Raw genomic sequence first — 14,589 nt, forward strand, 5'->3', positions numbered from 1 at the left:
ATGTGGCGTGAGAGTTGAAATGTCCGCCGGTTTGCAAAGTTAAAATGTCCGCAAGGCCACCATACGGCACACGGGCCAGCCCCGATCTGACCGGCTGATCCCGGTTGCAAGATCAGATCGGGGCGGGTGGTAAATACACCTCTTCGGCTTTAGCTTTGAGACGCCTCACTCAGCAGCCTGCTGCCGCGACAGTGCTTTCTTTCGCCGAGCAATCACCGCCGGATCGTTCACAAAATCCTTCCGCCGGCCCGGCCCGCGAGCACGTTTGACATAGCCATTCTTGTCGCTGTTGCTCTTCACCGTCGGCTTGTCCTGCTGTTCCTGGCGCTCCTTGATATAGGCAAGAACATCACCCAACCGCTTGTTCTCGGTGATCGCCGCATGCGTCACCCGCTGATCCTTGTCGAACACGGTGTAGGGCAGGGAATATCCCTTCCAACGCACCTCCAGCCGACCGTCCGCATAAGCATAGGTCTCGACATAGCGACCCACCAGACCGCGCGTCACCTCGGTCTCCTCCAGCATGATCCGCTGGCGCTCGAACGAAAACGTCAGCTGCGATCCGACATAACGCTGCTCGCGCTTGCACAGGATCTCCGTCAACCGATCCGGCGCCAGATTCAGTGGCCGGTGCAGGTTGTCCGGGCGGGCAGGGACGATTGCAAATCGCGCATTGTAGTCCTCCATGAAGCCCGGCAAGAACGCATTGCCAGCCTCCATGGTGTCGATGCCAGAAAGCCTGAGCTCCTTGACCAGCCGGTCCTGCAGCGTCCGGTTCATGCGCTCGACCCGACCCTTGGCCTGGCTCGAATTTGCATAAAGAATCTCGATGTTTAGCTCGCAGAGCGCACGCCCGAACTGGGTCATGCCCTGGCCACCCCTGGCTTCCTTCTTCGCCACCCGAAACACCGAATGCTTGTCGGAATAAAAGGCGACGGGAGCACCATGCGCCTGCAGATAGAGCTTGAGCGCCTCAAAGTAAGTAAAGGCACTTTCCGAGCGTACAAAGCGCAATTGCATCAACCTGCCGGTCGCATCATCGACAAACACCAGTAGCGAGCAAGGCGGTCCGCGATCCTCGAACCAGCGATGCTCCGACCCGTCGATCTGCACCAGCTCGCCATAGGCTTCGCGCCGCAGCCGCGGCTGATGAAACGTCCGCCGCTGCTTGCGCGACAGCCAGAGGCCGGCATCCGCCATCCAGTTGCGCACCGTCTCGCGCGACACCCGCAAACCATCGCGTTCAGCCAGCTTCTCCGTCGCCAACGTCGGCCCGAAATCCGCATAGCGTTCGCGAACCAGCGTCATCGCATAATCGCGAACCCCGTCGCTGATCCGGTTGTTCGACGGTCGGCCGATCGCCTTGTGCCGGATCGAAGCCGCGCCGCCAGTCCGCATACGCTCCAGCAGCCGGCGCACCTTGGCGCTCGCTCAGATCAAGCACATGCGCCGCTGACACCGTGGTCATCCGCTGGGCAACCACCTTCGACAAAATCTCGATCCGCTGCAGATCGCGTTCGCTCATCGCAATCAATCCCATCTGCAATCTCCCGGACGTCATTCAGACCCGGGGAGTGTGACATTCCAACTTTGCAGAAACAGGACATTCTAACTTTGCGGCTACACACAATGTCACAGCTATTTAAAGATGATACAAAGTAAGCAATTTAGAAACGCGACGTAATTCTATTCACTATTACTGGAATTGCAAGATTCTATATTGATGTGTGCTCGGGAATTAGCCGCCGTCCGGGCGGAGATGGCCAGGGTTGCGCAGCTCGGTCGGCGGCGGATGACTCAAGCGCAATCATATACTGCGCTTTCTCAGCCGGATCGCTTACATCACTCGGCCGGACCCAGGCGCGCCAACGCTTGCCGCCGTCGGGCGATGACGGCAGGATCCTTCGTAAAATCCGTCTTTCGTCCAGGTTCGGTGCCGCGTTTCTGATAACCGTTGCTGACACTGCCATCGGGAATACCGAACATGTGATCCGTCTGTCCGCTTCGACGCGGTCCCCTTTTGCTGCGCTGCTGCTCACGCCCCGCCTGCAGCTCAGCGACAACAGACAGCATGTCGTCCAGCCGCTTGTTCTCGACCACTTCGGATCGGTGTACTGACCGTAACGTATCGAACGTCTTGTAGGGCAGGGAGGCTTCCCCGTCCGTGATCTCAAGTCGTCCGTCAGGATAATCGCAAACAATCAGCTTCTTTCCCGCCAGCGCCCTGGCGCGCTCTGTCGGGTCCAGGATGAACATCACCTTGTCGTAGCGCAGCGTCAAGGAATGCGACAGCTTGCGAACCTCCTTGCGGCACATGGCATCATCGAGGTTCTCATGATCGGCCAACGGCCGGTGCATGTCCTTCGGATTGCGCGGTGGCTTCCCGAAACGCGTATTGAAATCCGCCATGAACTCAGGCGCATATGCGTTGGCCGCCTCGATCGTATCGATACCGCGCAGCCGCAATTCCTTCACCAGCCGATCCTGCAGCGTCTGATTGGCGCGTTCCACCCGGCCTTTCGCCTGCGGGGTGTTGGCGCAGATAATGTCGATGTTCAACTCATAAAGCGCCCGGCCGAATTGCGTCAGACCGCTCGTGCGGTCCGTCATCGAGGCATGCGTGCTGCGGAAAACACCGTGCTTGTCACTGTAAAACGCAATCGGTTTGCCCCATTGCTGCAAGTAAGCCTTCGTCGCATGCAGATAGTCAAAGGTGTTCTCAGAGGCGGCAAAGCGCAGATGCAACAGCTTGCCGGTCGCATCGTCGATGTAGACGAGCAGGGCGCATTTGCGGCCACGGTCCTCGAACCACCAGTGATGCGACCCGTCGATCTGGACGAGTTCACCAAAGCAATCACGCCGGCCGCGTGGCTGGAAGACCCGCTTCTTGCGCTCGCGGCGTGATACCCACATGCCGGCTTCCATCATCCATTGGCGCAACGTCTCTTTGCTGACGGAAATCCGATGGCGCTCAACTAGCTTCTCGGCCGCCAAGGTTGGGCCAAAATCCACGTAATGCTCACGCACCAGGTCGAGAGCCAGATTGCGGAAATCCTCACTGTGGCGCCGGTTGCTCGGGCGGCCGCGCTTCTTCGAGACGAGACCGTCGAGCCCGTCCAGATCATAGGCCTGCAACAGCCGATGGACTTGGCTGCGACTGAGCCCAAGTAGCTCAGCCGCCCGCGTGACCGTCAGGCTGCCTTGGCGAACCTGCCGAATATGTTCAAGACGATGCAATTCCTTCTGCGACATGACAATCAAACACGACATGACGACTCCGAACATAAATGGCCTCGACCACGATGCACGTCGCTTGTCTTGCTTCCCAATGCTGACGTTCAGCTAGCATCCCAAGAAGCGACGACTGTCGCATCTCTAACTAGCCTATATGTCGCATCTCTAAAATGCCGCTACACACGAAGATCGCATAACTTGGCGCACTGCTTGCGGTGAGCGCTTTCATTTCAACGGCCGGCTTCGCCTCGGCGCAGTATTACGACGAATACGGCCGGGCACCGCCTCCGCGCTTCGCTCCCCAACAGGATTGGAACAGGCCGCCCCCGCCGCCACCCGGCTATGGCCGCCCGTCGCGTGGCTGCGATCCACGCCTGGCTGAAGACCGCGCCCGGGACTTTGGTTTCCGGCGCGCGCATGTCGTCGACATCACGCCGCGCCGCGTGGTCGTTCAGGGCTGGACGCGCCGCGGCCCGGATGAAATCAGCTTTGCCAATGCGCGCGGCTGCCCGGCTCTTCGCCGCTGACATCAACGAGCTGACGCCTTCGCGGCGTCAGCTCTCCCTGCCGCCACTGCGCTCTTGCCATTCCTTCGCGCCCGGAAGATAATACCAGTATAAGTCCAGAGGATTTTTTACAGGGAAGTTGGCGGAACTTTTATGTCCGAGAACCAGGTTGTCACCGCCATCGAGAAATCTCTGGCGCAAATCCCCCTCGATATTCCCTTGTACAAGCGGCTGAAGCTGGCGATCGAACAGGCCATCCAGACGCAGGCCTTTCAATCCGGGAGCGTGCTGCCCGGCGAACGGGTGATTGCCGGTTCCCTGTCGCTCTCACGGGTTACCGTCCGCAAAGCGCTCTCCCTTCTTGAACAGGAAGGACTGCTCAGCCGCCGGCACGGCTCGAAGACGGAAATCGGATCGCGTGTCGAAAAGTCGATGTCGACGCTGACGAGCTTCTCGGAAGACATCAGCGCCCGAGGGCAAGTGCCTGGATGTATTTGGATATCGAAGCAGATCAGCCGTGCGTCCACCACCGAGATGATGGCGCTCGGCATTGCCGGAAACGCCAATGTCATCCGGATGAAACGGGTTCGAACGGCCAACGGACTTCCGATCGCTGTGGAAACGTCGGTCGTCCCGGTGCGCTTCGTTCCCTCCCCCGACCTGATCGACCAATCGCTCTATACCGTTCTCCAGGACCGTGGTTTCATGCCCGAGCGCGCGGTCCAGCGCATGCGGTCGCGCGCCGCGTCTGCCGACGACGCGGTTCACCTGAATTGCGATCCCGGCGCGCCCCTTCTTGTCACCGAGCGCCGGTGCTTCCTGGCAGACGGCCAGATCGTCGAGCTCTGCGAGACGCGGTACAAGGGCGAGGTCTACGACTTCGTCTTCGAATTGCAGAGATAATACCAGTTATAAACTGGTTGCCATCTGGTATTTTAGCGATATCGTGATGCCCGAAATGGAGCATCCCGTGCAGCGCGAAGACCTCAAGAACAGCCTCATCGTTTCCTGCCAGCCGGTTCCCGATGGCCCGATGGATGATGCCCGGTTTGTCATCGGTTTTGCAAATGCGGCTGCAGCCGCGGGTGCTGCGGCAGTGCGCATCGAATCCGTCGATTATGTCAAGGCTGCCCGCCCGCATGTCGCCGTGCCGATTATCGGCATCGTCAAGCGCGATCTCGATGGCAGCCCGGTGCGCATCACGCCCTTCGTTGCCGATGTCGAGGGGCTTGCCGATGCCGGTGCCGATATCATCGCGTTCGACGCCACGGACCGTATCCGCCCCGCTTCGATCGATGCCCTGATTGCTGCGGCCAAAACCAGGGGCAAGCTGACGATGGCCGACTGTTCCTCGCTCGAGGATGCCAGACGGGCGCTCGCCGCCGGTGTCGATTTCGTCGGGACGACCCTGTCGGGCTATGTCGGCGGACCGGAGCCAATCGAACCCGATATCGCGCTGATTGCTGCCATGCGCGAGCTCACCCCCTTCGTGATCGCGGAGGGCCGCATCCGCACGCCGGAACAGGCCCAGCAGGCGGCTGCCGCCGGCGCCCTTGCCGTCGTCGTCGGCTCGGCGATCACCCGCACAGAACATGCAACAGCCTGGTTCCATGAGGCTGTAGCGGCCGCATTTTCCGCCCGCGAGGCTAATAGCAGGCCAGTGCTTGCCATCGACATCGGCGGCACCAAGACCATCGCAGCTCTGGTCCAAGGCCGAGAGGTTATAGACCAACGCGTAGTCCCGACGCTGCGCGATCAAGGACCCGACTCCTGGCTTGACGCCATTGCCGCCGAGATTGACAGATGGCGCGGCCAATTCTCACATGCAGGCATTGCCGTCACCGGTTTCGTCGAGGATGGCTGCTGGTCGGCAATGAACCCGGTGACGCTTGGAATTCCGGACAATTATCCGCTGATCGATCGCGCCGCCGCCCGGCTCGGCACCCCGGTCTCAGCCATCAACGATGCCCAGGCGGCCGCCTGGGGTGAATACCGGTTCGGTGCGGGCAAGGGAGAGGATATCGTCTTCCTGACAATCTCCACCGGCATCGGCGGCGGTATCGTCGCCAATGGCAAGCTTCTGCCGGGCCTTGCCGGTCATTTCGGCTTGACCCGCATCGCCTCGCATGGAACCGAGCCCCTTGAAGATACGACCTCGGGCCTCTGGATCGCCGGGCAAGCGAAGCGCGCCGGGCATGAGGCGGACGCCGTCGCGGTCTTTACCGAAGCCGCGGCCGGATCGGCATGGGCGACAGCGATTGTCGAGGAATCCGCCGCCCGGGTCGCGCTGCTCTGCCGGGATATCAAGCTGATGTTCGACCCCCGGCGCATTGTCATCGGCGGCGGCATCGGCCTTGCCCCCGGATATCTCGATCGGGTGCGCGGTCACGTCGCTGACCTCAGATCAAGGATCAGGCCCGAGCTCGCCCCCGCTGAACTCGGCAGTCACGCAGGCATTATCGGCGTTACCGACCTTGCGCGGCAGCACCGCTGAAGACCACCGAATGAACAAACCAAACAAAGAAAGGGAACAACGATGAAACTGCAAAAGATAATCGCTCCGGCTCTCGCCGTGCTTCTTGCGAGTGCCGCCCTGCCAGGTCTCGCCAATGCAACGGTGACCGTGCTCGGATGGCCCGGCGGATCGGAAGAAACGGCGCTGCGCGGGACCGTCGACGCCTATAACAAGACCGCTGCCGATGCCGACAAGGTCGAACTGCTGTTCTTCAACCGCGACGGCTTCTACGACAAGCTGCAGGCCGATATGGCAGCCGGTTCGAGCGCCTTCGACATCAACCTCGTCGCCACCTATTCGATCGGCCGTTACGCGCCCTACATGGAGCCGGTCGATCTCGGACCGGATGCCGCCAAGGTCTTCGGTGATTCCGTTCTCAAGACGATGCAGTTCGACGGCAAGCAGTATGGCGTGCCGACCGACCTTTCGCTTCACTTCATGTACTACCGCAAGGACCTGATCGACGCGCTGCTAAAGGACGATGCGGCGAAGAAGACCTATTCCGAGCTCGCCAAGAAGGTTCTCGGCAAGGATCTGCAGCCGAAGGATCCAGACAGCTGGACCTGGGACGACTGGGCGGCGACCGCACTCTACTTCTCGAAGCAGGCCAATCCCGATAGCCCGGTTCGCTATGGCACCGTGCTGCAGATGAAGAACCTGCTCTTCAACATGATGGTCTTCCAGTCCCTGCCGCGATCCTATGGTGGAGACTGGATGGATGCCAGCGGCAATGTGACGGTCGATTCCGACGCCTACAAGACCGGATTGCAGCTCTACAAGAAGCTCTATGATGCCGGTGCCTCGCCGAAGGATTCGCTAAGCTACGAATATCCGGAAACCAACGCAGCCTTTGCCGCCGGTCAGGCAGCCACTGCGCTGCAGTGGAACGCCGCGGCCGCCGACCTGACCAATGCCGAGAAGTCTCCGGCTGTGGCCGGCGTTACCGGCATCGTCGCGCCGCCGGCCGGCCCGAACGGCCGCGCCGATCATATCCACGGCCTTGGTCTTGGCCTCAACAAGAATGCCAAGAACAAGGAAGGCGCCGTCAAGTTCCTGAAATGGCTGGCAACCGAAGATGCGGCGTTGACCTATGCCCGCGGCGGCGGTTCGCCGGCCTTGACGCCCGAGGTCGTGGCGAAGATCGCTTCGGAGCGGCCAGATCTCGTCAAGCTTGGCGAATTTGCCAGCAAATACGGCTATGTGATGAACGGCGCCACCTCGGCCAATGCACTCTCCGTCTATGAGCTGCAGGCCAAGGAATTCACCGGTTACTGGTCGGGCCAGCAGAGCCTTGAGGACGCGCTTGCCCATACGAAGACCGGCATGCAGGATCTCCTCAAGAAGTAACCTTGTACCGGATGCCGGGTGAGCCCGGCATCCCTCCCATCCGGCGGACCGCAATGGCTATCGTATCACGTGCCGAAGGCAGGGCTTATCTGGCGCCGCTGATCGGCTTCCTGCTGCTCTTCCTGGGCTTTCCGGCCCTCGTCAATCTGGTCTATTCGGTCTCGACCGTCAGCTTCCAGAACCTGCGCAGCCCCACGATCACGGGCTTCGGGAACTATCTTGCAGTCATCCAGGACCGCGGCTTCTGGCAGGCGACCTTCTTTTCCTTCCGCTTCGGCATGCTGACGGCAATTGCAGAATGTGTGATCGGCCTGTTTCTGGCGATCTTCCTCGCGCCGCTGCTGGCGAAGCGTTCGGCTCTGATGGCCCCGCTGATGCTGCCTCTGATGGTGGCGCCTGCGATGATCGGCCTGATGTACAGGCTCGTACTGCATGAATTCGCCGGGCCGGTGCCCTACTATCTTTTTCTGTGGTTCGGCGACAGCCCTGCCTTTCTCGACGTCAACAATGCCTTCAAGGCGCTTGTCGTCATCGAAACGCTGCAGTGGACGCCATTCGCCTTTCTGCTCTTCTACGTCGCCTATTCGGCCATTCCGCTCGATGTGCGCGAGGCAGCTGCGCTCGACGGTGCATCGGCCTGGCGCGTCCTGTGGTGGATCGACCTGCCGCTGATGATGCCGACACTGGTCATCGCCTTCTTCATCCGCTTCATCGACGGTTTCCGCGTGTTCGACAATGTCTACGCGCTGACCGGAAGCGGCGCCGGCGGCTCCACCACGTCGCTATCCATCTATATCTATCAGTCCTTCTTCAAGGATGGCTCGATCGGCAAGGCCGTGGCCGCTTCGGTCGTGCTTTTCGTCGCGTCGCTTGCCGTGCTTCACGGCCTGAACTGGCTCGCCGGGCGCCGGAGGAAAGCAGCATGATCTACGCTCTTCGCTGGACCGTCTTCGCCATTGCCGCGGCGGCGATGAACTTCCCGATCATCGTAACCCTCGTCACCTCGTTCAAGAGCGCCCGCGAGCTTTCCAGCAATGCCGGCCTGTGGATCAGCGAGCCAACGCTTGCAAACTATGCAAGCATCCTGACGCAGACGGATCGCTTCAACATCTATTCCTACCTGCTGAACAGCACGATCGCCGCCGTGCTCGGAACCGGGCTTGCGATCCTTCTCTGCCTGCCTGCAGCCTATGCGATTGCCCGCAGCGAGGTGGGACGGCGGGTGCTGATGCCGCTGGTGATCAACCTGCGCGCCGTTCCGCTAATCATCTTCGCGATCCCGCTCTACATGATGTATCAGTGGCTGGGTCTCCTCGACACCCAGATCGGCCTTGGCCTGATCCTGACGATCGTCAACATCCCGCTTGCGCTTGTCATGCTGGTCAACGCCATCAATGACGTGCCGCTGGAACTCGACGAGGCGGCACGGATCGACGGCGCCTCGTCGTTTCAGGCGATGGTGAGCGTCATCGCGCCGGTGATCCGTCCAGCGCTCGTCACCGCATTCATCTTCGGGTTCATCACCGCCTGGAACGAATTCCTGTTCGGCCTGATGCTGACGACGAACAAGGCCGTGCCGATGACGGTCGGCGCCTCCTTTTTCTTCGCCGCCAGCGGCGGCGGCGTGCAATGGGGCGTTGCCTCGGCCGTCATGGCGCTCGGCGCGCTTCCGCCCGCCCTGCTCGGCCTTCTCATGTACCGGCAAATCTCCGGCTCGATGACTGCAGGCGCTGTGAAGGGATAGACTAACGGCAGATCTGCGCCGCTCCTTTTTGAAGCAGCGCAGCCCGTGCCAAGATTTGCTGCAGGCGCCTAGATCTTCGTGGCGCTCGCTGTGTAGATCTGGTCGATGGTTCTGGCGAGACTGGAATCGAACTCCGCGTCGCTCATCGTCACCCGCAGATCCTCCGTCAGGGCGCGAGAGAAGCTGGCGATCATGCCGTGATTGTGGCTGAGTTTTTCGCAGGCGTCGGCGCGGCTGTATCCGCCCGAAAGCGCCACAACCCGGGCGACGGACTTGTGGTCGATGAGCGGCTTGTAGATATCCGCAACCGTCGGGATGGTCAGCTTGATCATGACCCGCTCGCCGGACGGCAGCGCATCCAGCTCGCGGCTGATTTCATCGAGCAGAATAGCTTCGGCTTCCTGCTTGGTCGGGCTCTTGATAGAGACCTCAGGCTCGATAATCGGCACCAGGCCATAGCCGAGAATCTGCCGGCCGATCGCGAATTGCTGCTTGACGACGGCGGCGATGCCGGCGCGGTCGGCATTGGCGATCACCGAGCGCATCTTCGTCCCGAAGATCCCCTTCTTCACGGCGCGATCAAGCAGCACATCCAGATCGGGCATCGGCTTCATTACCTGCACACCGTTTTCTTCGGCAGCAAGGCCCTTGTCGACCTTGAGAAACGGCACCACGCCCCGCTCCTCCCAGAGAAACGAAGGAACCGCCCTTCCTCTGGCTTCCCCATCCATGGTCTTCTCGAAGAGGATGGCGCCGATCACCTTGTCGCCGGAGAAGGCGGGAGCGGTCATGATCCGGACGCGCATCTCGTGCATGAGGCGGAACATCTCCTCCTCGCTGCCATAATCGCTGTCGGCAATGCCGTAGAGACGCAAGGCGCCAGGCGTCGATCCGCCGCTCTGGTCGAGAGCAGCGATGAAACCTGCCTTGCCGGTCATCTGCGACATCATTTCTGCATCTGCCATTGTTCTCTCCCCATCGCGCTGCGTTTCACGCGCGCTTTTTGCTCGATTTCAAACGGCTATTGTCATCGAGACGGCCGAACCGTCCCAATGAGACAACGTCGCATATTTCGCAGCGAGTGCAATCATATCTCTCGAAAAGATGATAAACGATCGCGCCGCTACGGAATGCCGGATGACGCGAAGCGGCGCGTCCGGCCTCGATCAGATCGCCCAGCGCATCGCTAATGCCGTCATGCGTGCTCAGCGCGATCAGATCAGAATAACCTATAGAAATTATATTCTATTTCCGGCGCATTGAAGGAACTTTTGTAATTGGAAAGCCCGCGCCCGAGCGGGCATGGTCCCGTCACGTCCGTGCGACCGCCGCACCGCTTGAGGAGATCTGAATGACTTTGTCCGCGCCCGTCACACCGGATCACAACAGGCTGACCACGCTGGCCGCCAGCCGCTATCGCAACGGCCAGACGCTGTCGGGCCCGTGGAACGAAGCGCTCGAGGCCATCCTGTCTCACCGCAGCGTCCGCGACTATCGTCCGCAGGCGGTCCCGGCTGATGTCATCGATATCGCCGTCGCGGCAGCGCAGTCGGCGGCCAGTTCCTCGAACCTGCAGGCCTGGAGCGTGGTTGCCGTCGAAGACGGGGATATCAAGCGCAGGCTGAACGCCGTCGCCGGCAATCAGCGCCAGATCGCCCAGGCACCGCTGCTCCTGGTCTGGCTTGCCGACCTTGCCCGGCCGCGCAGCATCGCCGAGGAACAGGGCGGCCCTGCCGAAGGTCTCAACTATGTCGAAAGCTTTCTGCTCGGGGTTATCGATGCAGCCCTTGCGGCACAAAATGCCGTCGTCGCTTTGGAATCCCTTGGCTTCGGCACCTGTTATATCGGCGCCATCCGCAACGACCCGGACGCCGTATCGCAGGCCTTGGGGCTGCCTGACGGGGTATTCCCGGTTTTCGGCCTGACCGTCGGCTATCCCGATCCCGCCCGTCCTGCGGATGTCAAACCACGTCTCGCCCAGGCGGCGGTCGTCGCAACCGCTACGATCCGTCCGCGCATCGGGCCTTTCTTGGCGACTACAATCAGGCGCTCTCAACATTCCAGGCGGAACAGTCCATGCCGAGGATCGACTGGACCGAGCAGGTCGGAAAGCGCATCGGCACTGTCGCTGCGCTCAATGGCAGGCACGTGCTGAAGAGCGTTATTCGCAAGCTCGGCTTTCCGCTCAAATAAGCCGCGCCGCCCGGCCATCCGATACAATCACTCAGATCGACAAGCAGGCAGACGCATGACCGATAGTTCCGAATTCCTCTGGTACATCCCCAACGATGTCACAGCCGGTCACCGCGGCGACAACGCGACCGTTAATCACAACAGTTTGGAGACGCTGACGGAACACGCCCGCGCGCTTGAAGATCATGGTTGGAAGGGTGCGCTGATCGGTACTGGCTGGGGGCGGCCGGACACGTTCACCGTCGCAGCCGCGCTGACGGCACGCACGGCAACCTTCGAGCCGCTGATCGCCATCCGCCCCGGCTATTGGCGCCCGGCGAATTTCGCCTCGGCTGCGGCCACGCTCGATCACCTGAGCGGCGGGCGCGTCCGCGTGAACATCGTCTCCGGCCAGGACAATCTTGCGGCCTACGGCGACAGCGAGGGCGATCAGGCGCACCGCTATGCCCGCACGAAGGAATTCATGCGCCTCGTCCGCCGCCTGTGGACCGAAGAGAACGTCACCGCTGCAGGCGAGCATTTCAGCGTCGAAGGCTCGACCGTTCAGCCGCGCATTGCAGAGCGCGCCGGGCGCCGCCATCCCAAGCTCTATTTCGGCGGCGCCTCCGAGGCTGCCGAGAAAGTGGCGGCGACGGAGGCCGACGTCCAGCTTTTCTGGGGCGAACCGCTCGACGGCGTGAGAGAACGCATCGAGAGATTGAAGACGCTGAGCCGCGGCCTCGACCGAGATCTCGCACCGCTGGAATTCGGCCTGAGGATCACGACCCTCGTCAGGGATACGCGGGAGGAAGCCTGGGCCGACGCCGAAAGGAAGGTTGCCGAAATGGCGGCCGGCCAGGGCGGCAACTGGCAGGACCATCGCCGCACCGTCGCCGTCGGCCAACGCCGCCTGCTGGAGCTCCATGAACGTGGCGATGTGCTCGACGACAATCTCTACACCGCGCCGGGCAAATTCGGCGGCGGCGGCGCGGGCACGACCTGGCTCGTCGGCTCAGCCGAAGACGTCGCAGCCTCGCTGCGCAAATACGAGGCGCTCGGCATCACGCATTTCGTGCTGTCGGACACGCCTTATCTCGGAGAGATCAGGCGGCAGGGAGACAAGCTTCTGCCGCTGCTGAGGCGGTAGAGGCAGTCAAACTGCGAACGGCGAACCGGCAAGCCAGAGGACAATATGGATAGAGTCGACCGCAAGATTTTGGCGCAACTGCAGAACAATGCGGACATTCCCGGCCCCGAGCTGGCAAAGGCCGTCGGCATATCGACCACGCCCTGCTGGCGCCGGGTGCAGAAGCTCGAGGAAGAAAAGATCATCCGCCGCCGGGTGGCGCTTCTCGATGCGGCAAAGATCAACGCTGCGGTGACGGTCTTCGTCTCCATTCGCGTCAGGAGCCATTCCCCCGAGTGGCTGCGCCGGTTTTCCGAGGTGGTGGCGAGTTTCCCCGAGGTTGTCGAATTCTACCGCATGAGCGGCGATGTCGATTATCTGATGCGCGTCGTCGTGCCCGATGTGGCAGGCTATGACGCCTTCTACAAGCGGCTGGTGGCCAAGGTCGAGATCGGCGATGTCAGCTCGCGCTTTGCCATGCAGGAACTGAAATTCACCACCGAGCTTCCATTGTCCTACCTGCCGGTTGCCAATCCGAAGGCATCACGCGGGCGCTGAGTGGGCGGCCGTAGCAGGAGATGCGACTGCCGCGGCAACTTCGGACGCAACCGCGCGTGCCTGGACGCGAATATCGGGAACGGCGGTGATTTCCCAGAACTGCCCGGCCGTCAGCGCGCCGACAGCATAGACTTGCGCATTGACGGCGACGTCTCCGATCACCTTCGAACCATGGTCGACGGCGATGCCGAGTCCCTGCGGATCGGCTTTGATGAGGCCCTGGCGCTTCATCTCCGCAAGCAGGGGAGAATGCGAGATCCCTGCCCTCTCGACGCCGGTGCAATTGATCAGCCAACCGGTGTCGAGGCTCTCGATATTCTGAGTCCCCTTCGGCCGGTAGCTGACAGCAAGGCCGCCTTCGCGCCCGGCGACACCCGAAAGAAACCCGGCATGGACGGCGACTTGACCGCTCGTGAGCAACTGTTGGAACCTCGCATGGACATCGGGCGCCACGCGATGGCGGTGAATGTTCCACCATGGCAGCGCGTGACGGAGGAAACGGCTGCGCTCGGAGGCCGGCGAGCGAGCCCACAGAGCCTGGGTGTGTGGGCGCAACCGGTCCATGACCGAGCGCCAATCACCCGCAACCTGGCTTTCCCTGCGCAGACGATGGAGAAGCGCACTCATCGTTGCAGGCAGGGTCGCGGGATCGAAATCGGCCGGCGGCTCCGGCGTTTTCGCGTGGCCGTGCGGAACGAGGCCGCGCCTTGAGAGAACGTCGATCTTGCCGCGGAAACCGCGGGCATGAAGGGCCAGAACCTGGTCGATCATCGTCAGCCCGGAGCCGAGTATGCACACACGGTCATTGCCGACCCGCCTCAACCAGGACAGCCGCCACGGATTCTCGATCACCCTGTCCTTCGCCTCGCCGGACAAGCCGGAAATCTTCACCGGCAACGGCGCATTGCCGACACCGAGACACAGCACGACGTTGCGCCCGGCGATCTCGCCGCCATTGTCGAGCAGAAAACCGAGCGTCGCATTGTAGCGCTCGACGCAACCCGTCGCCTTGGCCCTGATGAAATCGACCTTGCATCGCGATCGCTTGCTGCGCAGCAGGGCCGCAAGACTGTCGCGAACATAGAGGCCATAATCCTGGCGGGAGGCAAAGTCGCCTTCCCGGAGCGGCCGCTTTCGCTCCGCAAGCCATTCGACGAACCCATCCGGCCTGTCGGGAAACAGGCTCATGCGCCCCGCAGGCACGTTCAACCGGTGAAGATAGAGTTCCGAGCGATAGGCCGTTCCGCGGCCAAAACCCGGATCATCCCCAATAACGGCAACCGTCGCCGTTACGGGAAGAAGCTCGATGAGGTTGCAGAGCGTTGCTATGGCCGAAAAACCGGACCCCACCAGTACCGCGTCGTAGATCATTCAAATCCCTCAAATG

General features: G+C 61.5%; 11 protein-coding genes and 2 pseudogenes. 9 read left to right on the top strand and 4 right to left on the bottom strand.

The annotated features are described in order from the left end of the window. Positions 1–165: 165 nt before the first annotated feature. A pseudogene (locus tag AC1DNK_RS24430) lies at positions 166–1,540 on the bottom strand (ISNCY family transposase). A gap of 302 nt (positions 1,541–1,842) precedes the next feature. Continuing rightward, positions 1,843–3,270 (bottom strand): ISNCY family transposase, encoded by a 1,428-nt coding sequence (locus AC1DNK_RS24435; protein ID WP_112599180.1) that lies wholly within the window; start codon positions 3,268–3,270, stop codon positions 1,843–1,845. 179 nt (positions 3,271–3,449) lie between these two features. Between AC1DNK_RS24435 and AC1DNK_RS24440 the strand changes: the two genes are divergently transcribed. The 6 genes from AC1DNK_RS24440 (at position 3,450) to AC1DNK_RS24465 (ending at position 9,346) form a co-directional block, all read left to right on the top strand. After that, the gene (locus tag AC1DNK_RS24440) at positions 3,450–3,761 is read left to right on the top strand and encodes a hypothetical protein (protein WP_477943762.1); all 312 of its coding nucleotides are present in this window, start codon (positions 3,450–3,452) and stop codon (positions 3,759–3,761) included. Positions 3,762–3,893: 132 nt separating this feature from the next. Further along, a complete protein-coding gene (locus AC1DNK_RS24445) occupies positions 3,894–4,643 on the top strand; it encodes a GntR family transcriptional regulator (protein WP_477943763.1) in 750 nt (249 codons plus the stop codon). A 55-nt stretch (positions 4,644–4,698) separates the two neighbouring features. Further along, complete coding sequence (locus tag AC1DNK_RS24450) at positions 4,699–6,234, top strand: putative N-acetylmannosamine-6-phosphate 2-epimerase (RefSeq protein WP_477943849.1); 1,536 nt, start codon at positions 4,699–4,701, stop codon at positions 6,232–6,234. A gap of 42 nt (positions 6,235–6,276) precedes the next feature. After that, complete coding sequence (locus AC1DNK_RS24455; RefSeq protein WP_477943764.1) at positions 6,277–7,602, top strand: extracellular solute-binding protein; 1,326 nt, start codon at positions 6,277–6,279, stop codon at positions 7,600–7,602. Positions 7,603–7,655: 53 nt separating this feature from the next. Next, entirely contained in the window at positions 7,656–8,528 is an 873-nt protein-coding gene (locus AC1DNK_RS24460) for a carbohydrate ABC transporter permease (protein WP_477943765.1), read from the top strand. After that, positions 8,525–9,346, top strand: coding sequence for a carbohydrate ABC transporter permease (locus AC1DNK_RS24465; protein WP_112598858.1), 822 nt, complete (start codon positions 8,525–8,527; stop codon positions 9,344–9,346). The genes AC1DNK_RS24460 and AC1DNK_RS24465 overlap by 4 nt, the downstream gene beginning before the upstream one ends. 68 nt (positions 9,347–9,414) lie before the next feature. Here AC1DNK_RS24465 and AC1DNK_RS24470 read toward each other — a convergent pair whose 3' ends face one another. Further along, a complete protein-coding gene (locus AC1DNK_RS24470) occupies positions 9,415–10,311 on the bottom strand; it encodes a fructose bisphosphate aldolase (protein WP_477943766.1) in 897 nt (298 codons plus the stop codon). A gap of 386 nt (positions 10,312–10,697) precedes the next feature. Between AC1DNK_RS24470 and AC1DNK_RS24475 the strand changes: the two are divergent. The 3 genes and pseudogenes from AC1DNK_RS24475 to AC1DNK_RS24485 all read left to right on the top strand — a co-directional run bounded on the left by AC1DNK_RS24475 (position 10,698) and on the right by AC1DNK_RS24485 (position 13,202). After that, a pseudogene (locus AC1DNK_RS24475) lies at positions 10,698–11,539 on the top strand (NADPH-dependent oxidoreductase). Between the two features lie 55 nt (positions 11,540–11,594). Further along, a complete protein-coding gene (locus AC1DNK_RS24480; RefSeq protein ID WP_112598866.1) occupies positions 11,595–12,665 on the top strand; it encodes an LLM class flavin-dependent oxidoreductase in 1,071 nt (356 codons plus the stop codon). A 45-nt stretch (positions 12,666–12,710) separates the two neighbouring features. Continuing rightward, the gene (locus tag AC1DNK_RS24485; protein ID WP_112389936.1) at positions 12,711–13,202 is read left to right on the top strand and encodes an Lrp/AsnC family transcriptional regulator; all 492 of its coding nucleotides are present in this window, start codon (positions 12,711–12,713) and stop codon (positions 13,200–13,202) included. Here the strand turns inward: AC1DNK_RS24485 and AC1DNK_RS24490 are convergent. Then, positions 13,188–14,573: an FAD/NAD(P)-binding protein gene (locus AC1DNK_RS24490; protein WP_112598868.1), complete on the bottom strand. Its 1,386-nt coding sequence runs from the start codon at positions 14,571–14,573 to the stop codon at positions 13,188–13,190. The genes AC1DNK_RS24485 and AC1DNK_RS24490 overlap by 15 nt on opposite strands. Positions 14,574–14,589 lie beyond the last annotated feature (16 nt).

Source organism: Rhizobium sp. 01N424, assembly GCF_056399485.1.

What these genes read in the sequence shown, in the direction of transcription:
- AC1DNK_RS24435 (WP_112599180.1), bottom strand. Translation starts at nt 3,270, where the DNA reads ATGTCGTGTTTGATTGTCATGTCGCAGAAGGAATTGCATCGTCTTGAA.
- AC1DNK_RS24445 (WP_477943763.1), top strand. Translation starts at nt 3,894, where the DNA reads ATGTCCGAGAACCAGGTTGTCACCGCCATCGAGAAATCTCTGGCGCAA.
- AC1DNK_RS24450 (WP_477943849.1), top strand. Translation starts at nt 4,699, where the DNA reads ATGGAGCATCCCGTGCAGCGCGAAGACCTCAAGAACAGCCTCATCGTT.
- AC1DNK_RS24455 (WP_477943764.1), top strand. Translation starts at nt 6,277, where the DNA reads ATGAAACTGCAAAAGATAATCGCTCCGGCTCTCGCCGTGCTTCTTGCG.
- AC1DNK_RS24460 (WP_477943765.1), top strand. Translation starts at nt 7,656, where the DNA reads ATGGCTATCGTATCACGTGCCGAAGGCAGGGCTTATCTGGCGCCGCTG.
- AC1DNK_RS24465 (WP_112598858.1), top strand. Translation starts at nt 8,525, where the DNA reads ATGATCTACGCTCTTCGCTGGACCGTCTTCGCCATTGCCGCGGCGGCG.
- AC1DNK_RS24470 (WP_477943766.1), bottom strand. Translation starts at nt 10,311, where the DNA reads ATGGCAGATGCAGAAATGATGTCGCAGATGACCGGCAAGGCAGGTTTC.
- AC1DNK_RS24480 (WP_112598866.1), top strand. Translation starts at nt 11,595, where the DNA reads ATGACCGATAGTTCCGAATTCCTCTGGTACATCCCCAACGATGTCACA.
- AC1DNK_RS24485 (WP_112389936.1), top strand. Translation starts at nt 12,711, where the DNA reads ATGGATAGAGTCGACCGCAAGATTTTGGCGCAACTGCAGAACAATGCG.
- AC1DNK_RS24490 (WP_112598868.1), bottom strand. Translation starts at nt 14,573, where the DNA reads ATGATCTACGACGCGGTACTGGTGGGGTCCGGTTTTTCGGCCATAGCA.